Below are 22,539 nucleotides of genomic sequence, written 5' to 3'. Positions count from 1 at the left end.
GGCCGTGCTCATTCCCTCCGGGCGTGCGGCATCGGTCACCGGTGACTGAGTTCGGCGATCTCCATCGCCGCGCGTGTCCGCACCGCCGGCACCGACAGCGCCGTCGCGATGACCCGGTTGCGGGCACGACGCGTCGCACTCCCCCGCACCACCGCCGCGCGGGTCATCCGGTCGGTGAGCGCGAGCACCCGCCGGGCGCGTGGCCGACGCCGTGCCTCGTAGGAGTCCGGGTCGTCGCCGGCCACCAGGATGTCGGCCAGGGTCACCGCGTCCTGGACGCCGATGTTCATGCCCTGCCCGCCGGCGGGCGAGTGGACGTGCGCGGCGTCGCCGACGAGGAACACCGGTCCGCGACGATAGGTCTGCGCCAGTCGGTGGTGGACGCGGAACCGACCGCTCCACGCGACGTCGTGCACGCGGGTCGACCCACCACGGCGGGCGAGGATGTCCTCGATCTGCCGGGCCGTCGGCTCCCTCGGCGCGTCGTCCATCGTCGCGACGACGCGGAACCGGTTGTCCGGCAGGGGCGCCACCACGACCAGTCCGTCGGGGGCGAAGGTCAACGACACGGTGTCGCGGCCTACCGGCCAGTCCATCGCGACGTCGGCGAGGACGAACGACTGCTCGTACCCGCTGCCCGGGAAGTCGATGCCGACGAGGTCGCGCACCGCGCTGTGCATGCCGTCGGCGCCGATCACCACGTCGGGTCGGACCTGCTCCCCGGACTCGAGCCGGACCACGGGGCGCTCGTCGCCAGGGTTCTCGAGACCGGTCACCGCCGTCGACCACTCGACTCCCCCGCCCACCACGGACAGTCGCTCTCGCAGGATCCGTTCGGTGTCGGCCTGCGAGATCATAGACGTCCACGGATAGCGGGTCGGCAGACCCGAGAGGTCGAGGTGCGCGACCGTGCGGGTTCCGTCCCGGATGTCGAAGCGCGGCACCCGGATCGCCCGCCCGGTGATCGCCTCGACGACGCCCAGCGGCTCGAGCACCTCGAGGGTCCTGGGATGGATCACCGCGGCACGCGAGGTGTTCGCACCCTCCGCCGCGGCATCGACGACGCGGACGTCGACGCCGCGCATCCGCAGCGCGATCGCCGCCGTCAGGCCGGTGGGGCCGGCGCCCACGACGAGTGCGGTCCGCGGTGCCGTCGATGTCATCATGCGTTGACTTTAAGCCCGCCGGATCCGCGAAGTCAACGACCGATGACATAGACTCCGCGCATGCCCTCTCCCCGACGCGACGCCGACGCCACCCGCGGTGCACTGCTCGCCGCGGCCCGGGACCGGTTCGGGCGCGCGGGGTTCGCGGCCACGACGGTCCGCGAGATCGCGCTCGACGCCGGCGTCGACCCGGCGCTGATCGTGCGGTACTTCGGGGGCAAGCGCGGCCTCTACGACGCCGCGGTCCAGGTCGACCTCCACCTGCCCGACTTCGGCGACGTCGACCCCGACGACCTCGGCCGCGCCGTGGTCGCCACGTTCCTCGACCGGTGGGACGGGGCGGCCGGTGAACCCCTGCGTGTGCTGCTCGGTGCGGCGGGCACGGACACCGAGGCCGCCGCCCGACTGCGGGCGACGTTCGAGCACCAGGTCCGCCCCGCGCTCACCGCGGCCGGCGAGACCCACCGTGCGACCGGCCACCTCGAGGTCATCGTCGCGACCCTCATCGGGTTGGCGACCCTGCGGTACACCGTGCGCGTGCCCGAGGTAATGGGACTCTCCCGGGAACAGATCGTGGACCGTTTCGCCCCGACGATCCAGTGGCACCTCACCGGGGCCCGCGGCTGACCGCGCTGCCGCCTAGAGTGCGAGCGTGCCCACTCCCGACTTCATCCTCGACCTGCGCGCGAAGATCGGCCATGCACCGCTGTGGCTGTCCGGGGTGACCGCCGTGGTCCTGCGCGACCCGGATGCCGCACCGCACACCGACGTGCTGCTCGTCCGACGATCGGACACGGGTGCCTGGACGCCGGTCACCGGGATCATCGACCCGGGTGAGGAACCTGCCGTGGCCGCTGCCCGGGAGGTCACCGAGGAGGCCGGCTGCACGGCGGTCGCCATGAGGCTGGCCGCCGTCGGCGTCACCGACCCGATCACCTACCCCAACGGCGATGTGTCGCAGTACCTCGACCTGACGTTCCGGATGCGCTGGACCGGTGGTGAGCCGGCCGTGGGCGACGACGAGAACACCGACTGCGGGTGGTTCGCCCTCGACGACCTGCCGCCCATGTCGGACGAGATGCAGCGACGCATCGCCGCAGCCGTCGCGGACCGCCCCGACGCGGTGTTCCGGACGTGACGGGCTAGGTCGGCCGACCTCCACCGAGCAGCGCGATCGCCTCGTCACAGGTGACGACGTCGGCGTACTTCGCCTGCAGGTCCAGCAGATTGGCGTCGTGGATCGCCGCCGTGCGGTCCCCGCAGGCGTCGGCGACGACGGTGGGCGCGAACCCGTGGGCGATGGCGTCGGTCGCTGTCGCCCGCACGCACCCACTGGTCGACAGGCCGCAGATGACGAGGCTGTCGATGCGGCGCGCGGCGAGGGTGGCGGCCAGGGGCGTCCCGCTGAACGCGCTCGCGTACTGCTTGGTCACCACCACCTCGCCCGGCCGGGGGCGGGGCTCGTCGACGAACTCCCCGAGGGGCGACCCGGCCGCGAACACCCTCAGCGACGGGATCTTCCGCACGAACAGACCGCCGTCGACGATCTCGCCGGTCGACGGGTCCACCTGGTACTCGACGCGGGTGAAGATCACCGGCACGGCGAGGCCGCGAGCCGCATCGACGAGTCGTCCGCACGCCGCGACGGCGTCCTCCACCGGCGCCCGCAGCGCCGAGCCGTCCTCGGTGTAAGCGCGGGCCAGGTCGATGACGAGGACCGCCGGGCGCTCTCCGACACCGACCGAGCCGGCGAACCCCGACGCGCGGTAGTCGTCGATGGGCACCGACGGCGGTGTCACCGGCCCGACCGTGCCACGCTCACCGGCGGACGCGGCGCCGGCAACCCGGTCTCCTCCTCGCACCGCTCGAGGATCTCCGGCATCGACGGGCCCATGTCGAAGGTGGTCAGTTCACCGCGACCGGAACGGATCTCCGCCCGGCGTGACTCCGTGGCCGCGGTGTCGACGACTCCGTGCTCGTCACAGACGACGCCGTACCCACCGGCGGCACCGTCCGCGGTGACCAGCCCGCGTCGCACCTCGAGGGCGACGAGTTCGGGGTCACGCTCCAGGGGATCACCCCAGCCGCCGCCACCCCAGGTGACGAAGTGCAGGACGTCGCCGGGGTACACCGGCGCGTCGTGGATCTTGCTCGGCAGGATGTCGACCTCGCCGGTGGCCCGCTCGATCCACTTGCGGCCGCGCGCACCGGGTTTGCCGCCGTTCACACCCCACGGGTAGGTGAGCCACCGGTCGTCGTGGATGGCGATCGTCCCCGGCTGCTCGAAGTGGTAGGCCACGTCGACCCCGTTGCCGCCGCGGTGCACCCCGGCGCCGCCGGTGTCCGGGATCGTCTCCCATCGTTCCACGCGCAGCGGGTAGTACGACTCGAGGTACTCACAGGGGATGTTGACGAACGACGGCCACAGCGAGTGCCCGTCGGGTCCGTCGCCGATCGGACGGCCGGGGATCCCGCCGAACCCGATGGAGTACAGCTGGAACCACTCCCCGTCACGCGGTCCGCCGTCGTAGTGCCCGGAGTACATGAAGTGCGGCGACGACGAGAACCCCGCGGCGTTGAGGATCTCGGGGTTGTTCTGGCCGAGAAGCCCACCGAAGAGGTCGAACACGCGACCGATGCCGTGGTTGCGACCGTTGAGCGCCGCCGGGTAGGCCGGTTTCCAGAACGAGTTGTCGGGGATGGTCACGTCGATCAGCGGATAGAACCCGTCGTTCCAGAGGATCTGGGGGTCACCGATCGTGATGACGTAGATGCCGAAGAACATCCGGACGAGGTTCTCGTTGATGAAGTAGTTGATCGGCCCGACGGCCTGCGGGGCGTGTTCGGAGAAGTCGAGGTGGATCTTCTCGCCGTGCCGCGTCAGCTTGATGGTCAGCTGGTACGGGCCGTATCCGCACCCGTCGTCACAGATCCAGTCACTGAACTCGATGGTCTCGCCGTCGACGAACAGGGTCGCGAGCAGCACCTTCATCGCCTGGTAGTTGCGGTCGAGCAGGGCGTCGAGCGCCGACAGGTAGGTCTCGACGCCGAACCGGTCGCACAGCTCGACGATCCGTCGTGACGCGGTGGTGCACGCCGCGACCAGACCGTTGAGGTCGGCGCGGTTCCAGTCCGGCATGCGGACCTGGTTGAGGATGATGTCGAGCGCGGTCTCGTTCAGTTCGCCGTTGTCGTAGAGCTTGAACGGCGGGATCACCACGCCCTCCTCGAAGATCGTGCGGGCGTCGGCCGGCATCGACGACGGCGTCTTCCCGCCGACGTCGGACATGTGGCCGAACATCGACGCCCACCCGACCACCCGTCCGCCGTGGAAGATCGGCAGCACGACGAGCCAGTCGTTGGCGTGGCTGATCGCCGCGCCGCACGCATAGGGGTCGGAGGTGAGCAGGATGTCGCCCTCGCCGACGGTCCCGTGGAAGTTGTCGAGGAAGTCGGGCACCGAGAGCCCGAACTGACCGACGACCATCTTGCCGCTGGGGTCGGCGATGAGCGGGAACTCGTCGTGCTGCTCGCGGATGCCCGGCGACAGCGCGGTGCGAAACAGCACCTCGTCCATCTCGTAGCGGGCGTTGCGCAGCGCGTTCTCGATGATGTCGAGCGTCACGGGGTCGACGGTGGTCGTCTCGACGGGCTCGGTGGTGGTCTCGATGATGGTGGCCATGGGGCTCTCCTGGGGTCGTCGCCGAAGTCGTCCGGGGCGGAGGGTCAGAGGGGTCGGATGATGAGGCAACCGCTGGGGTCGACGGTCGCGGCGTGACCGGAGAGGACGAGCGTCGTCGAGTCCATCTCGGTGACGATGGCGGGTCCGGTGACCACGTTGCCCGCCAGCAGCGCCGCGCGGTCGTAGATCCCCGCGGTGGCATACGCCCCGTCCATCCACACCTGCGATTCCCGCAGCAACGCCGCGGACGGGTCCTGCGACGCCTGACCGAGCTCGGTCCAGGCGACCTCCGGGCGCGGGCCACTCACCGTCACGCGCAGGTTGATCACCTCACGCTGGTTGGGCAGCAGGAACGAGAACAGCCGCTTGTGCTCGGTGTCGAACGCGGCACCGAGCTCCTCGAGGAGATCCCCTGTGCCGGTGAGGACGTCGGCGTCGAGGTCGACCGGGATCTCGAAGCCCTGACCGTGATACCGCAGATCCACCTGATAGGTCGCGGTCTGGTCGTCGCGGGCGACACCCTCGGCGTCGAGACGCTGGGCCGCTGACTCCGCGAGATCGGCCACGACAGCGCGCAGTTCGTCGCTCGTCAGATCGTCGAACGCGCGGATCATGGTGCGCGCGCTCTCCGAGCGCAGGCAGGTGGTGGCGTCGCCGTAGGCGCAGAGCACGCCGGGCGACGGGGGGATGATGACGGGCCACGACCCGGTCAGCCGCCCGAGGGCGTTCGCGTGCAGCGGCCCCGCGCCCCCGAACGACACGAGGGCGAAGTCACGCGGGTCGAAACCCTGCTGGACGCTGACGAGCCGGAGTGCGCCGAACATGTTCTCGTTGACGATGTCGACGATCCCCGACGCCGCCGCCTCCACCGAGTCCAGGCCCATCGCCTCGGACACGCCTGTCACCGCGGTGCGAGCCGCGTCGACGTCGAGCGCGACCTCGCCACCGGCCAGCTCACTAGGCAGGTACCCGAGCACGACGTTGGCGTCGGTGACGGTGGGCTCGGTGCCGCCGTTGCCGTAGGCGGCCGGTCCGGGATCGGCACCGGCCGACTGCGGTCCGACACGCAGCGCCTTCGTCAGCTCGGGGACGTGCGCGACTGAACCACCGCCCGCACCGACTGTGCGGACGTCGACGCTGGTGGCGCGGACCGCGAGATCGCCGACCTTCGTCTCCCGCCCGATCCGCGGCTTGCCGTCGAGGACGAGCGCGACATCCGTCGAGGTCCCGCCCATGTCGAAGGTGAGGAAGTCGGCGTAGCCGGCCTGCTGGGCGAACCAGACCGCACCGGTGACGCCGCCGGCCGGACCCGAGAGCAGCAGCGACACGGGGTCCTCGGCCGCCTTGCCCGACTGGACCAGTCCACCGTCGCTGCGCAGGATCGACAGCGGCGCGGTGATCCCCTTCTCCTGCAACGAGGAGTCGAGGTTGCGCACATACCGCGAGACCTCCGGCTGCACATAGCTGTTCGCCACCGTGGTCAGGGTCCGCTCGTACTCCCGCATCTCGGGCAGCACGTGCGACGACAACGACACCGGCACGTCGGGGATCTCCTCGGCGACCCAGCGCCCGACCTGTTCCTCGTGCTCGGAGTTGGCGTAGGAGTTGATCAGCGAGACGGTGACCGCCTCCACACCCGACTCTCGCAGGCCGCGCAACTGCGCGCGGCACTGCTCCTCGTCGAGCGGACGCACCTCACTGCCGTCTGCGGCGATCCGGCCGACCACCTGCACGGTGTTCTCCAGGCGTGCCAACGGTTCCGGCTTGGGCCAGATGATCCAGCCGGCGAGTCCGCCGGGGACGAACGACCGGGCGATCTGCAGCACCTGCCGGAAGCCGTCGGTGGTCACCAGGCCGACGCGCGCACCCCGGCCCTGGAGGATGGCGTTGGTGGCCACGGTGGTGCCGTGCAGCACCTGCCGGATCTCCCCGGGGTCGATACCGGCGTCGGTGCACACCTTGGTCACACCGTTGAGCACACCGACGGACTGGTCCGCCGGGGTCGACGGTGTCTTCGCCCGATACGTGCTGCCCGAGGTCTCCTCGAGCAGCAACACGTCGGTGAAGGTGCCGCCGACGTCCACTCCGAGTCGGTATCGCATGGTGTTCTCCCTGGGTCGAAGACTGCTGTGGTGGTGTCGGTTCGGGGGTGTCAGATGATGTCGCGGTCGCGCAGGTCGGCGCGGTCGTCCTCGGACAGTCCGAGGAGGCCGCCGTAGACCTCGTCGTTGTGCTCGCCGAGCTCGGGCCCCAGATGCCGGACGGCACCCGGGGTCTCGCTGAGCTTGGGGACGACGTTGTGCACCGGGAACTCACCGAGGTCGGGGTGCGCCAGTCGCACGATCGCGTCGCGCGCGGCGAAGTGCGGGTCGTCGAACATGTCGCGGGCGGTGTAGATGCGACCGGCGGGGACGCCGCCGTCGTGCAGGCGCTCCAACAGCGCCTCGGTCTCCTGGTCGGCGGTCCAGGCCGCGATGATCCCGTCGAGCTCGTCCATGTTCTCGCCGCGGGCGGCGTGCCCGGCGAACCTCGGCTCGCCGGCGAGGTCGTCGCGGCCCATGACGGCGGCGAGTCGCTTGAAGACGGTGTCCTGGTTGGCGGCGATGAGGATCATCTCCCCGCCCGCCGTCGGGTAGACGTTGCTCGGCGAGACGTTCGGGAGCACCGAACCCGTCCGCTCCCGCTGGTACCCGGCTATCCCCCACTCGGGGATCATCGACTCCATCATCGCCAGGACGGCCTCGTAGATCGCGGAGTCGACGACCTGTCCCCGACCGGTGGCGGTACGTCCGTGCAGCGCCGACAGGACGCCGATCGTCGCGAACACCGCCGCGAGGGAGTCACCCAGGGAGATCCCGGCCCGGGACGGCGGGTTGTCGGGATCGCCGGTGACGTATCGGATCCCGCCCATCGCCTCGCCGATCGAGCCGTACCCGGCGCGCGTCGAGTACGGACCCGTCTGCCCGTAGCCGCTGACCCGCGCCATGATCAGTCCCGGGTTGTCGGCGCTGAGCACGTCGTAGCCCAGCCCCCACCGCTCGAGCGTCCCGGGCCGGAAGTTCTCCACGACGATGTCGGCCCGGCCGATGATGTCGCGGGCCAGGCGCTGGCCGTCGGCCGTGCGCATGTTGCAGGTGACCGACTTCTTGTTGCGTGCCACCACCGGCCACCACAGCGACCTGCCGTACGGCTTCTCCCGGCCCCACTGCCGCATGGGGTCACCGACACCCGGCGCCTCCAGCTTGATCACCTCGGCGCCGAAGTCGGCGAGGAGCTGGCCGCAGAAGGGCCCGGCCAGCAGCTGTCCCATCTCGACGACCCTCAGGTCGGTGAGGGGCCCGGTGCGGGTCTCGTCTGTCATGCATGCACTCCGATCTCGTCGTCGAGAACCGTTCTGGCCTCCGCCGACTCGGCGACGTCGGCACGAAGCGAGGCGAGCAGCACCGCCTTGGCCGCACGGACGTGGGAACGCATCACGGCGTCCGCCCACACGTCGTCGCCGGCATGGAGTGCTGCGACGAGTTCACGGTGGTGTCCAGCGCTGCGGGCCAGGTCCTCCGGCGCGTACCGGTGGAAGGTGCGCATCATGAGCGGCAACTGCGTCACCGCACCGAGCATCGACGCCAGGCGGGTGCTCGCCGAGGCATCCCGGACGACGGTGTGGAAGGCGAGGTTCGCCGCGGCCACGGCGTCGAGATCGGCCGCCGACGCCGCCTGCTCCATCTCGTCGCAGAGCTGCGCCATCCGCTCGACCTGCGCCGGGGTGATCCGTGAGGCCGCACGTCCGGCCGCCAGGGCCTCGAGCGTCATCCGGAGGTCGTAGATCTCGTCGAGATCGTCGGAGGTGAACGCGTAGACCCGCGCGCCGCGGTGCGGCAGCACCTCGACGAGTCCCTCGACCTCGAGCTGCCGCAGGGCCTCACGCACGGGGGTGCGGCTCGTCTGGGTGACGTCGGCGAGCTCGCTCTCGCCCAGGCGTGCGCCGGGGCCGTACCGCCCGTCGAGGATGGCCGCGCGGATCAGCGCGTACGCCCTGTCGACCGCTCGCTCCACGCCTGCCCCTTGTCGTCGGTTGTATGCAACATAGGCACTCCGTGTGGGTTCTGCGGGGTTATTCACGAGAAAGTAATGAACGATCCCCCGCTTTGTATGCAATGTCCGTCGTCGCGTGCGGTGGTTGAATGGCGCCATGAGGCAGCCCGGCACGCACGTGGTGGAGGTGGGTCCGCGCGACGGGCTCCAGAACGAGAAGAAGGCGCTCGGCGTCGACACCCGCGTCGACTTCATCTCCCGCGCGGTGGACGCCGGCCTGCGCCGCATCGAGGCCGTCAGCTTCGTCAACCCGAAGCGGGTACCGCAGATGGCCGGTGCCGAAGAGGTGATGGCCGCGGTGCCGCGACGCGACGACGTCAGCTACATCGGCCTGGTGCTCAACGAGCGCGGGCTCGACCGGGCCCTGGAGTCCGGCGTCGACGAGGTCAACGTCGTGGTGGTCTGCACCGACGAGTTCAGCCTCCGCAACCAGGGCTGCGACGTGGCCGAGGGCCTCGCCCGCTGGGAGCGCATCGCGGCGCGGTCAAGGGAGGCGGGCGTCTTCACCACCGCGACGCTCGCCGTGTCGTTCGGGTGCCCGTTCAGCGGGGAGGTCGCGGCCGAGACGGTGATCGAGATCGTCGACCGGGTGGCGCAGTCGGGGCCCGACGAGATCGCGATCGCGGACACCATCGGCGTCGGCGTCCCCGCACAGGTGCGCGCACTGCACGCCGGACTGGACCGTGTCGCCCCGGACGTGCTGCGGCGCTGGCACTTCCACAACACCCGCAACCAGGGGTACGCCAACGCCCTGACCGCGTTCGACCTCGGCGAGTGCGCTCTCGACGCGAGCATCGGCGGCTTCGGCGGATGCCCGTTCGCCCCGGCCGCGACGGGGAACATCGCCACCGAGGACCTCCGCTACCAGCTCGAGCGGTCGGGTGTCACCACCGGTGTCGACCACGACGCCGTGGTCGCGGCGGCGAGCTGGATCAGCGCAGAGCTCGACTCCCCCGTGCAGGCGTTGCTCGGCAAGGCAGGACTGTTCCCCGGGTGACCACGCTGCTCCTGATCGCCGACACGCACATACCCACGCGGGCCAAGCGGTTGCCCGCCGAGGTCCTCGCTGCCGTCGACGCTGCGGACGTCGTCGTGCACGCCGGCGACTGGATGGACATCGCCACCGTCGACCTGCTCGCGGCGAGGTCCCGACGGCTGGTGGCGTGCTGGGGCAACAACGACGGCCCGGACATCCGCGCCCGTCTGCCCGAGCGCGCCGACGTGACCCTGGATGGCGTGCGGTTCACCGTCGTCCACGAGACGGGAGCGTCCTCGGGCCGCGAGAAGCGGATGACGACGGCGTTTCCCGACACCGACGTCCTCGTGTTCGGCCACAGCCACATCCCCTGGGACACCGTGGCCCCCAGCGGGATGCGGTTGCTCAACCCCGGGTCACCGACAGATCGCCGCCGGCAACCCTTCTGCACCTACATGACGGCGACGGTCGACGACGGCCAGGTGGCCGACGTGGTGCTGCATCGACTCCCCCGCGCCGCGACGACCCGCACCGGGTAGGTCCGGTCGCCGTCTAACCTCGGGGACGTGAATCCTCTGCTCACCGGCGTCGACGCGCTGCTCGACCGGTTGGTCGTCCCCGGCTACTCCCGCATCGGATCAAGCGTTCGCCGACGCTTCTGGGCGCCGGATCCCGAACCGTTCGCCGAGCGCACCGACATCGTGGTCACCGGCGGCAGTTCGGGACTCGGCGCCGCGACCGCCGTCGGGCTGACACGGCTCGGCGCCCGGGTGCACCTCGTCGGTCGCAGCGCCGACCGCCTCGAGGAGTCGGCACGCCGCATCCGCGACCGCGTACCCGGCGCCGACCTCGTCATCCGCCCGTGCGACATCAGCGACCTCGACGCCGTCCGCGGACTGGCCGCCGATCTCACGACCGACCTGGACTCCCTGCACGCCGTCGTCCACAGCGCGGGCGTGATGCCCCCGGAGCGGACGCTCTCGGCGCAGGGACACGAGTCGGCGTTCGCCACGCACGTGCTCGGACCGGTGGCCCTCACCGTCGGCCTGCTGCCGCTGCTCAGGGACGACTCACGGGTGGTCTTCGTCTCCAGCGGCGGGATGTATCCCGTCCCCCTGCGCGACACCGACTTCGAGTACGAGAAGGGCGACTACTCCGGTCTGACCGCCTACGCCCGCACCAAGCGGATGCAGGTGGTGGTGGCCGAGCAGCTCGCCGAGCGGATCACCGGCGACCGCTCCCCCGTCACCGAGTCCGCACCGGTCGTCCACAGCATGCATCCGGGGTGGGCCGACACCCCCGGTGTCACCGACTCGATCCCCGGCTTCGCGAAGGTCGTGGGGCCGATCCTGCGAACCGACACGGACGGCGCCGACACCATCGTCTGGCTGTGCGCCGCGCCGGAGGCCGCACGGTCGACCGGGCTGTTCTGGCATGACCGTGCACCGCGGCCCACGCACTACCCGTCATGGCGACGCGACGATCCCGCCGCGCGGGACGCGTTGTGGCACAGAATTGTCGAGGCGACCTCTATCGACCCGACAACGCTCGGGCGTGGGTGAGGTCGAGGACGAACAAGGCCGCACCCTGCACGATCACCGCCGCCCCATGGCCCCGCGCCTGGTCGGCGGTGATCCGGCCACCCAGGTCCGGTGTCGCCGAGACGAACCACGCTCCGCCGGCGACGTAGCCGACGTCGAGACCGGTGTTGACCCACAGCAGTCGCCGCAACTTCGGGGTGGTCGGTGGCGTGGACTGTCGCGACGCGATCGCGGCGATGGCCAGGTCGATCGCACCCCAGGCGGCGTTCTGCTGCCCGAAGGCCCGCGCACCCGGGGTCGGGCCGAACACACCGAGTGCCCCGCCGAGGATCGTCGACGCCCCACCCCACACCGCGAGCCGACGTGCCAGACGGCGCGAGACCGCCGGGGCGGGATCGATGGTCACGACAGCTCCCCGATGACCTTCTCCGCGAACAGGTCCATGCCCGACCTGTCGTGCGCGGACTCGACGAAGTAGATGATCGCGTAGGTCATCCCCTGCTTCTCCGCGGCCCGGAGCTTCTCGACGATCTGCTCGGGCGTGCCCACCAGGGGGCCGCTCGCGAACGACTCGACAGCGCCGTCGAGCGCGTCGCCGGAGAGGAACGGCCGGTACTGCTCCCGGATGCGGTCGAGCTTGTCCGACACCTCCGCCTCGGTCTCACCGATGACCACGTTGTAGTTGGCCGACCGGGTGATCGCGTCGAAGTCGGTGCCGAGGTCGCGACAGTGTCCGGCGAGGATCTCCGACTTGCGGTCGAAGACGTCGGGGGTGCCGTCGAAGTTGGTGTAGGAGGCGTACCGCGCGGCGACTCGCAGCGTCTTCTTCTCACCGCCGCCGGCGATCCACAGCGGGATCCCGTTCTCCTGCAACGGGAGTGGACGGCAGATGGCGCCGTCGACCTTGTAGTGCTCCCCATCGAGGGTGGCCGACCCGGTCCGCCACATCTGCGACATGATCTGCACGCCCTCGTCGAGCATCGCGAGGCGCTCACCGGCGCGCGGGAAGCCGTAGCCGTAGGCCTTCCACTCGTGCTCGTACCACCCGGCACCGATACCCATCTCGACACGGCCACCGGAGATCAGGTCGACGGTCGCGGCCTGCTTGGCCAGGTACGCCGGGTTGCGATAGCCCATGCACGTGCACATCTGGCCCAGACGCACGCGCGACGTGGTGGCGGCGTAGGCGGCCATCAGCGACCAGGCCTCGTGCGTGGCCTCCTCGGTCGGCACGGGCACGGTGTGGAAGTGGTCGTAGACCCAGATCGACTCCCACGGACCGGTGTCGGCGGCGGTGGCGATGTCGAGCATCGTCTGCCACTGGTGGGCGGGGTCGATGCCGACGAGGTCGAGTCGCCAGCCCTGGGGCACGAACAGTCCGAAGCGCATGGATTCCAGCGTAGCCACGGGCCGGATGTGCCACAGTCGATCATCGACGAAGGGACGCCCCGTGTCATCGTTCCCGACCCAGACGGCCGGACTGACGTTCCTCACCGAGGGAGGTCCCGAGACCGAGATCCACTACCGGCACGGTTTCGACCTGCCGGAGTTCGCGATGTTCCCCCTGCTCGACGATCCCGACGCGGTCGCCGTCCTGCGTGACATGTACGAGCGGTACCTCGACACGGCCGCCCGCCACGGCTTCGGCGTCCTGATGGCAGGCGTCGACTACCGCGCGAGTCCCGACTGGGCCGCGCGGCTGGGATGGTCGTCGGAGGCGTTGGCGCACGCTCAGATCCGCGGGATCGACTTCCTGCGGGAGGTCGCCGCGCCGTACGCCGATCGCATCCCGTCGATCCTCGTCAGCGGGGTCGTCGGGCCTCGCGAAGACGCCTACGACCCCGCGCGTCAGGTGACCGCCGACGAGGCGCAGGGGTACCACTCGGAGCAGATCGCGACACTCGCCCGCGCCGGCGTCGACCTGGTGCAGTCCCTGACGCTCAGCGCCGTGCCCGAGGCGATCGGGATTGCGCGTGCCGCCGCCGACGCCGGACTTCCCGTCTCCATCTCCTTCACCCTCGACAACGCCACCCACTGCCTGGCGTCGGGGCCGTCGTTGCGGGAGGCGGTCGAGACCGTCGACGACGAGACCGGCGACGCCGCACCGGCGTTCTACGGCATCAACTGCTCACACCCGCACGAGTTCATCCCGGCCATCGAACCCGGCCCGTGGTTCCAGCGGGTCCGCAGCCTGCGCCCGAACGCGGCCCTGCTCGACAAGATCGAGCTGAGCTCGCTCGGTCATCTCGAGCAGGGCGATCCCGTCGACCTCGGCGAGCTGATGGGTCAACTGGCACAGCGTTTCCCGCACATCGACATCTGGGGCGGGTGCTGCGGTACCTGGGACACCCACCTCGAGCAGATCGCCGCCCGGGTGGGTGCCGCCCGCCGTCACTCCTGAATCGACCCGCGCTTGGCGTTCGACAACCCGACCGAATAGGTGTTGCCCGCCCCGGAGATCGCCGCGGTCACGATCGGGGTGAGGGGACCGCAGTCGCCGAACGCCGGGATGGTCACCGGACCGGTGAGGGTCGTCGTGAGGCTCGGGTTGTCGGTGAGCAGCGCGGGAGCGTCGATGGTGCCGGTCACCGTGGCGGTCACGGGCGGGGTCGTGCAGGTGCCGCTCGTCGGGACCGTCGGCAGACCGGCCGAGCCCGTCCCACCGGCCAGCGTCATCCCCGTCACGCGGACGGCGAAGGTCTGCGTGGCGGTCAGCGTGTAACTCGCCGATCCGGGCGTCGTCGCGACCGCCGTACCCGCGATCTGCGAGGGGTTGACGATCGCGATCGAGTACTGCATCCCACCCACCGCCGCGGTCGTCGGCGGCGGCGCGAAGGTGCCGGTGAACTCGGCGACGTTCGTGAAGGCGTTGACCGTGGCGGTCGGGAACACGACCCGCTGGTGCGACGGGCCGACGGTGAGTGTCGCGGCACCGTCGAAGGTGTAGGGCAGCGACGGTGTGTCGGGGAGGTCGTAGGCGGCTGCGCTGCCCGCCGTCACCGTCGCGACCACCGCTGCCGTCGCCAGCGCTGCGGCTGCACCCACGGTCTGTCGTGCCATCGTCATGTCTGCTCCCCGGGATCGCGGCACCGTCGTCGGCGCCGGTCAAATTGCACACTAACGATCTTCGGCGGGCCCGGGACGTGATCCCCTCAGGTCCGGGCCGACGATCCCGGCCACCACCGCGCCGCGGCCACGTCGACGACCCCACGCCGCAACGGCGTCCCCTCGATGTGCCAGTGCTCCTGCGCGTCGACGACGAGATGCGCCGGCAGCGTCCCGTTCGCGCGCACCACGCGCCACCAGGTGACCGCGACACCCTCGCGGGCCATCACTCCCCCGACCCCGCGCGGTCCCCCGCGCTGCAGGTACTCGGCGATGTCCCCGTAGGTCATCACCCGGCCCGGTGGGATCGCGTCGACGACGTCGAGCACCGCCGCCGCGAACTCCTCCTGCGCCTCACCCACCCGACAATCCGTAGCAGTTCTTCCCGCTGAGCGGGAAACATCGCTACCGATTCGGGCATCTGTCAGGGTGAGCACATGATCGGTCGCCCCGGATGGGTTGTCGCGCGATGGGTACGCCGCGCGGCGTGGTGGGTGTTCGTCGTCGTCGCCCTCGTCGCCGGACGGGTCAGTTGGCTGAGGTTCGGCGACGAACGGCCGTTCGTGAGTCAGGAGACTTACGCATCTTCTGTCGGCGGGGGTGAGGTGGGCACCTACAACACCACGATAGAGATGACGTACGACGTGGGCCGCGACGGAGCCTGGGTCACACCCGCGTCCGCCGTCATCGCAGCCGTTCTCATCGTCTCCGCCGTGATCCATGCGCTGCTCACGCGGCGCGGTCGACTGGTCACCGTGATGACCGTCGCAGCGGCACCGTTGTGTGTCTTCGCTGTGTCGGCCGCCGTGAACGGCATCGGCCGCATCAGCTTCGCCGCCCTGCCCGCCGCGGGCATAGTCCTCGCCGCCGTCGCGCTCCACGAGACCGCGACGGCGCTCGCCCGTCCCCGCCGAGATCCGTAGCAGTAGATGTCGCCAGACGGCACGAACTGCTACCGGCGTCAGCGCAGGACGCCGACGATGAGCAGGACGACGGCGACGATCATGGCCGGCGCCAAGGTCAGCAGCAGGCCGTCGACGACGGTCTCCTTGACGCGCGAGGCGGTGTGGTCGCCGGAGGCCGCGGGAGCGAACCGCCGGCCCGCACCCCAAGCCGCGGCGAGCTGCGTCGCCAGCCAGTTGGCGTACGCCCCGTAGACGAGCAGGACCACGGTGATGACACCGAGGGATGTCGGCAGCTGCACGTGAGGCCAGAGCAGCCCGATCACCACGAGCAGCGGACCATTCGTCATCCCCTGGAGGTGGCTGGCCAGACCCATCCGCGGATTCGTGAGGGCAGGGACCGCCACCCCGGTCAGCAGACCGAGCAGCAGGAGGACCAAGCCGAGCGCGAAGAGCACCGTCGCCATCGACGGATGGTAAGCGCCATATCTCTCTGGGACAGGCTGCATGCGTAGAGAAAGTTCCCGCTCAGCGGGAAGAATCGCTATGAATTGGCGGACCTTGCGCGCAGCGGTTCGCGTTGACGGCCGTCGTCGTCGAAGTTCGACGGCGCGAGCCATGCCTCGAAAGCGGTTCGGATGCGGCGCCATTCGCTGTCGAGGATCGAGAACCAAGCGGTGTCCCGGGTGCGCCCCTTGTAGACGACGGCCTGTCGGAACGTGCCCTCGTTGGTGAAGCCGAGACGAGCGGCGGCCCGTCGTGACGGTTCGTTGAGACTGTCACACTTCCACTCGTACCGGCGATATCCGAGCTCGAAGGCATGCCGCATGAGGAGGTACTGCGCCTCGGTCGACGCTCGCGTGCCCTGGAGAGCTCGCGAGAACATCACGTACCCGACCTCGATCAAGCCGTTCTTCGGGTCCTGTCGCATGAGCGCGAGAGTGCCCACCGCACGCCCCGTGGCGGTGTCGACGACGGCGAACAGGAACGGGTCTTGCGCCGCGGCGGCCGGGACCGCCCACGCGCGGAATTCCTGGATCGTCGCGAACGGGCCGAGCGGGAGATACGTCCAATCCCGGCCGTCGGGGGCAGCAGCGTAGGCGGCGAACAGGTCGTCGGCGTGACGCTCGGCATCGAGCGGTTCGAGGGTGCAGTACGTCCCTCGCAGCGTCACACCGGTCGGCGCCGGCGGCGACCGCCAGCCGGGGACGTCGTCACCGACGGGCTGCCCGAATTCGTTCGTCCGCACGCATCGCACGGTAGACCCGCCATGAGCCGGCCCCGCCGCTCCCACGCCCGGACAGTCGACTTCAACGATCGCCGTTCCCGTGAGGCCGGAAGAGCATTACTTTTGTCCGATGGGTGTTCGGGACGCCGCCATGACCGCCATCGCACGGCAACTGGGCCATCCGAGCGGACTCGGTGGGCGGCTCATCGGTGCCGCACTCAACCGCGGCAACCGCAACCTGGTGAGAACCGCCGCCGATGCGCTGCACGCCGCCGAAGGATCTGTTGTCGCGGACGTCGGCTTCGGCGGCGGTGTGGGCCTGCCGTTGCTGCTCGACGCCGTCGGGAACTCCGGTCACGTCCACGGTGTCGAGGTGTCGGAGACGATGATCAACCAGGCCGCACGACGACACCACCGAGCGATCGCCGCGGGACGGCTGGTCCTGCATCCTGCGTCGATGACCGAACTGCCCGTCGCCGACCGGGCATGGGACAGCCTGATGACCGTCAACACGATCTACTTCCTCGCAGACCTGGACCCCGCGTTGCGAGAGTGCACCAGGGTTTTGACGGACACCGGTCGGCTCGTCGTCGGCCTGGCCGACCCCGAGGCCATGGCCCGGCTGCCGTTCACCGCGCACGGCTTCCGTCTCCGCCCGGTCGCCGAGGTCGTCGATGCGATGAAGAACATCGGGCTGAGCGTCGAGCATCGTCGGATCGCCGACGACGAGGAGTCACCGCACCTACTGATCGGTCGCGTCGACGCCGATCCGCATCGTGGAGGACAGGCGCGGGGCCCCGGAGCCCGCGGGCCCGTCAGGTAGTCGGGGGACCACCGGCTATCCCAACTGCGATGCGAGGGCACGCAGTTTCGGGATCTGGGTGGTCGGTGCGGTCGCGATGGAGGCGGCCAGCTCCCGCGCCGGCGCGTACTCCCCCGACGCCAGCTCTCGCTGTGCCATCGCCGCGGCACCGGTTTCGCTGTCGGCCGAGTCCAGCAGGAACGCGCGGTCGAACGCCACACCCGACATGGCCCGCAGGCCGGCCAGCGTCGCGTCGGTGATTTACCCGTCGGGCATCGCGGCACCGGCGACGGTCGAGGGCAGCGAGAAGTGCGCCTTCCACCCGTCGAGCTTCTGCAGTTCCGGGGTCTGCTGCGAGACGATCAACCGGCCGTAGTCGACCGCGCGCGGGTCACTGCCCCGGTCGGCCGCGAGCTGCCCGACCTCGATCGCGCGCTGGTGGTGGCGCGCCATGGCCACGACGAATGCGTCGTCGGTGGCGTTGTGGCTCGGGGCGGCGGGTCCGGGATCACTCCCACAGGCGGCCGCCGTCATTGCGCCAGTCACGGCGAGGACGACGGTGACGAGCGCCGACCGGAGACGTCTCGGACGCCGTGCGATGTGCATCGCTCCAGTGTGCCCGCGCCGGACGACTCAGACGTTGAAGCGGAACTCCACGACGTCGCCGTCGTGCATGACGTAGTCCTTACCCTCCATGCGCACCTTCCCGGCGGCCTTGGCAGCAGCCATCGATCCGGCGGCGTCGAGGTCGTCGAAGGAGACGATCTCGGCCTTGATGAAGCCCTTCTCGAAGTCGGTGTGGATCACGCCGGCGGCCTTGGGGGCGGTGTCGCCCTTGTGGATCGTCCAGGCGCGCGACTCCTTCGGGCCCGCGGTGAGGTATGTCTGCAGCCCGAGGGTGTGGAATCCCGCGCGTGCCAACGAGTGCAGGCCCGGCTCGGTCTGACCGATCGAGTCCAGCAGCTCCTGCGCGTCGTCGGCGTCGAGCTCGAGCAGCTCGCTCTCGACCTTCGCGTCGAGGAACACGGCGTCGGCGGGCGCGACCGCGGCGCGCAGCTCCTCCTTCTTCGCGTCGTCGGTGAGGACCGACTCGTCGGCGTTGAAGACGTAGAGGAACGGCTTCGTCGTCATCAGGTGCAGCTCGCGCAGCGACGACAGGTCGATCGAATCCTGCTGAGAGAACAGGGTCTTGCCGGAGTTCAGCAGCTCGGACGCCTTCTGCGCCGCGGCGAGGGTCTCGGAGAGGTCCTTGTTCTTCCGCGCATCCTTCTCCAGGCGCGGGATGGCCTTCTCCAGCGTCTGCAGGTCGGCGAGGATCAGCTCGGTCTCGATCACCTCGATGTCGGCGGTCGGGTCGACGCGACCGTCGACGTGGACCACGTCGTCGTCGGCGAACACCCGGACGACCTGACAGATCGCGTCGGCCTCGCGGATGTTGGCGAGGAACTGGTTGCCCATGCCCTCGCCCTCCGATGCACCCTTGACGATGCCGGCGATGTCGACGAACGAGACCGTCGCCGGGAGGATGCGCTCGCTCTTGTGGATCTCCGCCAGACGGCTCAGCCGCGCATCGGGCAGCTCGACGACGCCGACGTTGGGCTCGATGGTCGCGAACGGGTAGTTGGCGGCGAGCACGTCGTTGCGCGTCAGGGCGTTGAACAGGGTGGACTTGCCGACGTTGGGCAGGCCGACGATTCCGAGGGTGAGGCTCACGGGTGTCCAGTCTAGGTTTCCAGGCGGGCCGGCCCCACACTGCCGCCGCGTAAGGTCGTCGTCGAGAAGTCGTCGACGAACGGGAATGGTCATGACGTCGCAGGAGACCGACCGCCGCGAGCAGTTCGCCGCCGTCCGCGAACGCCTGGGCGAGCAGTACCTGTCCCCCTCCGGCGAGCGCCCCGCATCGAGCGGACGCGGCCTACACCACACCGCCCTGGTCTCCGGTGACGTCGAGCGGACCATCCGCTTCTATCAGGAGCTCCTCGAGTTCCCGCTCACCGAGCTCATCGAGAACCGTGACTACGCGGGGTCGACCCACTTCTTCTTCGACATCGGCAACGAGAACCTGCTCGCGTTCTTCGACTTCCCCGGACTCGACGTCGGGCCGTACGCCGAGGTGCTGGGCGGACTGCACCACGTCGCGATCAGCGTCGAGCCCCAGCGCTGGGAACATTTGCGCGGCAAGCTCGCCGACGCCGGCGTGGAGATGGTGGAGCACAACGAGGTGTCGATCTACTTCCGCGACCCCGACGGCGCCCGCATCGAGTTGATCGCCGACCCGCTCGGCGAGATGTACGGCGACCAGGTCCTCTGACCCCCCGTGCGGTCAGGGCGCATCGTCGTCCGCGGGCTCGTCCTTCTCGAGTGACACCGGCTCGGGCTCGGCATCCTCCGGATCCTCGGTGCGCGCCCTGACCTGCTCGCCGTAGTAGCGGATCAGGACCGCGCCACACGCGGCGACGGGCACGGCGAGAAACGCACCGATGACCCCGAACAGCGTCCCGCCCAGGGTGACGGCGAGCAGCACCACCACGGCGTGCAGATTCATCGACTTCGACTGCAGCCACGGCTGCAGCACGTTCCCCTCCAGCTGCTGCACGGCGACGATGATCGCCAGGACGATCGCCGCGGTGACGACCCCCTTCGAGACCAGCGCGATCAGCACGGCCAACGCCCCTGCGACGAACGCGCCGACGATCGGTACGAAGCCGCCGACGAACGTGATGATCGCGAGCACGTAGGCGAGTGGCACCCCAAGCACCAGCAGTCCGATACCGATGAGCACCGCGTCGACGAGACTCACCAGCGCCTGGGTCCGGATGAACCCACCGAGGGTGCGCCACATCCGCGACAACACCTCCGCGACATGCGGCGCCGCCGGACTCCCGACGGACCGTCGCAGCCACGGGACGAACCGCGGTCCGTCCTTCAGGAGGAAGAACGTGATGACGACGGCGGTGAAGAACGTCACGAGCGCGGACGTCGCCGCGCCGACCCCGGTGAACACCCCCGACGCGATCTGCGCGCCACTCGACTCCAGCCGGTCGGTGATGGCCGACACCGCCGAGTTCAGTTGCGCGTCACTGATGTCCAGCGGCGGACCCTGCAACCAGTCCTCGACCTGACGGATGCCGGCCACCGACTTCGTCGACAGGAGCGCCACCTGGTCGGCGATGGACGGCGCCACCGCGGCGATGACACCCGCGATGACCGCGGCACCGATGGTTACGGCGATCAGCGCGGCCGCCGCCGGGGGCAGACCCCGGGACCGCATCCACCGCACCGGCGGCCACAGCACGGTGCACACGATGACGGCGAGCACGACCGGCAGGATGATCGCCCACGTGCGCGAGACCACCCAGCCGAGAACCCACGCCGCTGCGGCGACCACCACGAGCTGCACAGCCACCGACGACGTCGATCGCAGGTGGGAGGCGTAGACCGCACCCCTGGTGGTCGCCTGGCGTGTCATGCCGCCATGGTCACATACCGGACATGTCAGGCGAGCGAACGGACCCTGTCGATCAGGTCGGTCCGACACACCTCGAGGAACCCGTCCACATCCGGTCCGGCGTTGAGCAGCGTGAGGTGGTCGTAGCCGGCGTCGACGAACTCCTTCGCCGACGCGACATGCGCGTCGAGATCCGGCCCGCAGGACATGGCGTCGGCGATGTCCGACTCCCGGACCAGCGACGTCGCCGCCTCGAAGTTGATCGGATTCGGCAACTCGGCCTGCACCTTCCAGCCCGTGAGTCCGAACCGGAAGGTCGAGTGCGCGGCCTTCAGGGCGGAGTCCACATCGGGCGCCCATGCCATCGGAACCTCACAGAACCGCGATCCCGATCCCCCCGCGTCGCGATATGCGGTCACGAGATCGGCGTCGGGTTCGGTGGTGAACAGACCGTCGCCGGATCGCGCCGCGATCTCCGCGGCGTTCGTGCCGCCGGCGGCGACGACGATCTCGGGTAGCTCGTCGGGGAGGTCGAACACCCGCGCGTCGTCGAGGGTGACGTGCTTGCCCTCGTAGGACTGGTATCCGCCGGACCAGAGCAGCCGGATGACCTCGATGGCCTCCCGCAGCATCTCGTGCCGGATGTGCGCAGACGGCCACGGAGCCCCGGTGATGTGCTCGTTGAGTCGCTCACCGGACCCGAGACCGAGTGTGAACCGGCCGTCGGCGAGCACCGCGGTGGTCGCCGCGGCCTGGGCGACGATCGCCGGGTGGTAGCGGATGATCGGGCACGTCACACCGGTGGCGAGCTGCAGCGTCGACGTCTGCGTGGCGATCGCGGCGAGCATGGACCACGCGAAGCCCGAGTGCTTCTGGCTGTAGAGCCACGGGTGGAAGTGGTCGCTGATCTCGACGAAGTCGAACCCCGCCTGCTCGGCGGCCACGGCCTGCCGCACGATCTCCTTCGGATCGAACGCCTCGGCCATCAACTTGAAACCGACCTTCATCGCCGCGTCAGCCCTTCGCCACGACGGAGACGACGCGCTCGCAGAACGCGGGGAGGTCATCCGGGTTGCGGCTGCTCACCAGGGTGTTCGGCCCCGAGGTGCACTCCACGACCTCCTCGTCGACCCACGTGCCACCGGCGTTGCGGATGTCGGTCTGCAGGCTGGGCCACGAGGTGATGGTGCGACCGGACAGGACTCCCGCCTCCACCAACGTCCACGGTGCATGGCAGATCGCCGCGACGGGCTTGCCCGCGTCGAAGAATCCCTTGGTGAACGCGACCGCCTCGTCGACGGTGCGGAGGTAGTCGGGATTGGCGACGCCGCCGGGGAGGACCAGCGCGTCGAAGTCCGCCGGGGAGACGTCCGAGACCGTCGAGTCGACTCCGAACGTGTCGGCCTTGTCGAGGTGGTTGAAGCCCTGCACCGTCCCGCTGTCGGTCGACACGAGCTTCGGTGTCCCACCGGCCTGCTCGACCGCCTTCCACGGCTCGGTCAACTCCACCTGCTCGATGCCCTCCGGGGCGACGAGGAAGGCCACTGTCTTGCCGGTCAACTGATCACTCATGATTCATGCTCCGTTCGTGGTTGTG

The 22,539-nt window shown here is 69.9% G+C and carries 25 protein-coding genes and 1 pseudogene; 9 read left to right on the top strand and 17 right to left on the bottom strand.

All coding sequences use genetic code 11. The features are described 5' to 3' along the window. Positions 1-35: 35 nt before the first annotated feature. Positions 36-1,166, bottom strand: a complete 1,131-nt coding sequence (locus LX14_RS13470; protein WP_308214103.1) for an FAD-dependent oxidoreductase — start codon at positions 1,164-1,166, stop codon at positions 36-38. Between the two features lie 60 nt (positions 1,167-1,226). Between LX14_RS13470 and LX14_RS13465 the strand changes: the two genes are divergently transcribed. Beyond that, positions 1,227-1,793: a TetR/AcrR family transcriptional regulator gene (locus LX14_RS13465; protein ID WP_253647678.1), complete on the top strand. Its 567-nt coding sequence runs from the start codon at positions 1,227-1,229 to the stop codon at positions 1,791-1,793. Positions 1,794-1,818: 25 nt separating this feature from the next. After that, positions 1,819-2,304: an NUDIX hydrolase gene (locus LX14_RS13460; protein WP_253647677.1), complete on the top strand. Its 486-nt coding sequence runs from the start codon at positions 1,819-1,821 to the stop codon at positions 2,302-2,304. 4 nt (positions 2,305-2,308) lie between these two features. Here LX14_RS13460 and LX14_RS13455 read toward each other — a convergent pair whose 3' ends face one another. The 5 genes from LX14_RS13455 to LX14_RS13435 are packed head-to-tail and all read right to left on the bottom strand — an operon-like array spanning position 2,309 to position 8,901. After that, positions 2,309-2,965: an isochorismatase family protein gene (locus LX14_RS13455; RefSeq protein ID WP_253647676.1), complete on the bottom strand. Its 657-nt coding sequence runs from the start codon at positions 2,963-2,965 to the stop codon at positions 2,309-2,311. Then, positions 2,962-4,848 (bottom strand): hydantoinase B/oxoprolinase family protein, encoded by a 1,887-nt coding sequence (locus LX14_RS13450; protein ID WP_253647675.1) that lies wholly within the window; start codon positions 4,846-4,848, stop codon positions 2,962-2,964. The genes LX14_RS13455 and LX14_RS13450 overlap by 4 nt, the downstream gene beginning before the upstream one ends. Positions 4,849-4,892: 44 nt before the next feature. Continuing rightward, positions 4,893-6,950, bottom strand: a complete 2,058-nt coding sequence (locus LX14_RS13445) for a hydantoinase/oxoprolinase family protein (protein WP_253647674.1) — start codon at positions 6,948-6,950, stop codon at positions 4,893-4,895. Between the two features lie 50 nt (positions 6,951-7,000). After that, positions 7,001-8,209: a CaiB/BaiF CoA transferase family protein gene (locus LX14_RS13440; RefSeq protein ID WP_253647673.1), complete on the bottom strand. Its 1,209-nt coding sequence runs from the start codon at positions 8,207-8,209 to the stop codon at positions 7,001-7,003. After that, positions 8,206-8,901, bottom strand: a complete 696-nt coding sequence (locus LX14_RS13435; protein ID WP_253647672.1) for a GntR family transcriptional regulator — start codon at positions 8,899-8,901, stop codon at positions 8,206-8,208. The genes LX14_RS13440 and LX14_RS13435 overlap by 4 nt, the downstream gene beginning before the upstream one ends. A 136-nt stretch (positions 8,902-9,037) precedes the next feature. Here LX14_RS13435 and LX14_RS13430 point away from each other — a divergent pair, with 136 nt between their 5' ends. From LX14_RS13430 to LX14_RS13420, 3 genes are read left to right on the top strand one after another with little or no spacing between them, the layout of a single operon-like run. Then, positions 9,038-9,937, top strand: a complete 900-nt coding sequence (locus tag LX14_RS13430) for a hydroxymethylglutaryl-CoA lyase (RefSeq protein ID WP_253647671.1) — start codon at positions 9,038-9,040, stop codon at positions 9,935-9,937. Then, positions 9,934-10,455 (top strand): metallophosphoesterase family protein, encoded by a 522-nt coding sequence (locus LX14_RS13425; protein WP_253647670.1) that lies wholly within the window; start codon positions 9,934-9,936, stop codon positions 10,453-10,455. Before LX14_RS13430 ends, LX14_RS13425 begins: the two co-directional genes overlap by 4 nt. 27 nt (positions 10,456-10,482) lie before the next feature. Beyond that, positions 10,483-11,478, top strand: a complete 996-nt coding sequence (locus tag LX14_RS13420) for an SDR family NAD(P)-dependent oxidoreductase (protein WP_253647669.1) — start codon at positions 10,483-10,485, stop codon at positions 11,476-11,478. Here the strand turns inward: LX14_RS13420 and LX14_RS13415 are convergent. Together LX14_RS13415 and LX14_RS13410 are read right to left on the bottom strand one after the other, a co-directional pair. Beyond that, positions 11,447-11,863: a DUF6992 family protein gene (locus LX14_RS13415; RefSeq protein WP_253647668.1), complete on the bottom strand. Its 417-nt coding sequence runs from the start codon at positions 11,861-11,863 to the stop codon at positions 11,447-11,449. The two genes, LX14_RS13420 and LX14_RS13415, sit on opposite strands and share 32 nt — an antisense overlap. Further along, positions 11,860-12,846, bottom strand: coding sequence for an LLM class F420-dependent oxidoreductase (locus tag LX14_RS13410; protein WP_253647667.1), 987 nt, complete (start codon positions 12,844-12,846; stop codon positions 11,860-11,862). The genes LX14_RS13415 and LX14_RS13410 overlap by 4 nt, the downstream gene beginning before the upstream one ends. Positions 12,847-12,907: 61 nt before the next feature. Between LX14_RS13410 and LX14_RS13405 the strand changes: the two genes are divergently transcribed. After that, entirely contained in the window at positions 12,908-13,858 is a 951-nt protein-coding gene (locus LX14_RS13405) for a homocysteine S-methyltransferase family protein (protein WP_253647666.1), read from the top strand. Here LX14_RS13405 and LX14_RS13400 read toward each other — a convergent pair. Further along, positions 13,849-14,523: a hypothetical protein gene (locus LX14_RS13400; RefSeq protein ID WP_253647665.1), complete on the bottom strand. Its 675-nt coding sequence runs from the start codon at positions 14,521-14,523 to the stop codon at positions 13,849-13,851. The two genes, LX14_RS13405 and LX14_RS13400, sit on opposite strands and share 10 nt — an antisense overlap. An 86-nt stretch (positions 14,524-14,609) precedes the next feature. Beyond that, on the bottom strand, positions 14,610-14,924 hold the full coding sequence (locus tag LX14_RS13395; RefSeq protein WP_253647664.1) for an MGMT family protein: 315 nt from the start codon (positions 14,922-14,924) through the stop codon (positions 14,610-14,612). A 75-nt stretch (positions 14,925-14,999) separates the two neighbouring features. On the opposite strand from LX14_RS13395, the gene LX14_RS13390 reads away from it, so the two are divergent. Further along, positions 15,000-15,485, top strand: a complete 486-nt coding sequence (locus tag LX14_RS13390; RefSeq protein WP_253647663.1) for a hypothetical protein — start codon at positions 15,000-15,002, stop codon at positions 15,483-15,485. 38 nt (positions 15,486-15,523) lie between these two features. Here LX14_RS13390 and LX14_RS13385 read toward each other — a convergent pair whose 3' ends face one another. After that, positions 15,524-15,931: a styrene oxide isomerase gene (locus LX14_RS13385; RefSeq protein WP_253647662.1), complete on the bottom strand. Its 408-nt coding sequence runs from the start codon at positions 15,929-15,931 to the stop codon at positions 15,524-15,526. A gap of 77 nt (positions 15,932-16,008) precedes the next feature. After that, positions 16,009-16,713 carry a GNAT family N-acetyltransferase gene (locus LX14_RS13380; protein ID WP_253647661.1) on the bottom strand — a complete coding sequence of 235 codons (705 nt, stop codon included), beginning with the start codon at positions 16,711-16,713 and terminating at the stop codon, positions 16,009-16,011. A gap of 109 nt (positions 16,714-16,822) precedes the next feature. Here LX14_RS13380 and LX14_RS13375 point away from each other — a divergent pair, with 109 nt between their 5' ends. Beyond that, positions 16,823-17,515, top strand: coding sequence for a class I SAM-dependent methyltransferase (locus LX14_RS13375; RefSeq protein ID WP_253647660.1), 693 nt, complete (start codon positions 16,823-16,825; stop codon positions 17,513-17,515). A gap of 15 nt (positions 17,516-17,530) precedes the next feature. On the opposite strand, the pseudogene LX14_RS13370 reads toward LX14_RS13375, so the two are convergent. Continuing rightward, positions 17,531-18,028: pseudogene (locus tag LX14_RS13370) on the bottom strand (DUF305 domain-containing protein). A gap of 99 nt (positions 18,029-18,127) precedes the next feature. Then, positions 18,128-19,207: a redox-regulated ATPase YchF gene (gene ychF / locus LX14_RS13365; protein WP_253647659.1), complete on the bottom strand. Its 1,080-nt coding sequence runs from the start codon at positions 19,205-19,207 to the stop codon at positions 18,128-18,130. Between the two features lie 91 nt (positions 19,208-19,298). On the opposite strand from ychF, the gene LX14_RS13360 reads away from it, so the two are divergent. Further along, a complete protein-coding gene (locus tag LX14_RS13360; protein ID WP_372505335.1) occupies positions 19,299-19,805 on the top strand; it encodes a VOC family protein in 507 nt (168 codons plus the stop codon). Positions 19,806-19,817: 12 nt separating this feature from the next. Here LX14_RS13360 and LX14_RS13355 read toward each other — a convergent pair whose 3' ends face one another. From LX14_RS13355 to LX14_RS13345, 3 genes are read right to left on the bottom strand one after another with little or no spacing between them, the layout of a single operon-like run. Next, the gene (locus LX14_RS13355) at positions 19,818-20,963 is read right to left on the bottom strand and encodes an AI-2E family transporter (RefSeq protein WP_253647657.1); all 1,146 of its coding nucleotides are present in this window, start codon (positions 20,961-20,963) and stop codon (positions 19,818-19,820) included. A 26-nt stretch (positions 20,964-20,989) separates the two neighbouring features. Next, the gene (locus LX14_RS13350) at positions 20,990-21,949 is read right to left on the bottom strand and encodes a TIGR03557 family F420-dependent LLM class oxidoreductase (RefSeq protein ID WP_253647656.1); all 960 of its coding nucleotides are present in this window, start codon (positions 21,947-21,949) and stop codon (positions 20,990-20,992) included. A 7-nt stretch (positions 21,950-21,956) separates the two neighbouring features. Next, on the bottom strand, positions 21,957-22,514 hold the full coding sequence (locus LX14_RS13345) for a type 1 glutamine amidotransferase domain-containing protein (protein WP_253647655.1): 558 nt from the start codon (positions 22,512-22,514) through the stop codon (positions 21,957-21,959). Positions 22,515-22,539 lie beyond the last annotated feature (25 nt).

The organism is Williamsia deligens, assembly GCF_024171765.1.
Classification (GTDB): domain Bacteria; phylum Actinomycetota; class Actinomycetes; order Mycobacteriales; family Mycobacteriaceae; genus Williamsia_A; species Williamsia_A deligens.
Note: the sequence above shows the minus strand (reverse complement) of the source record. Positions and strands in the feature narration are given on the sequence as shown.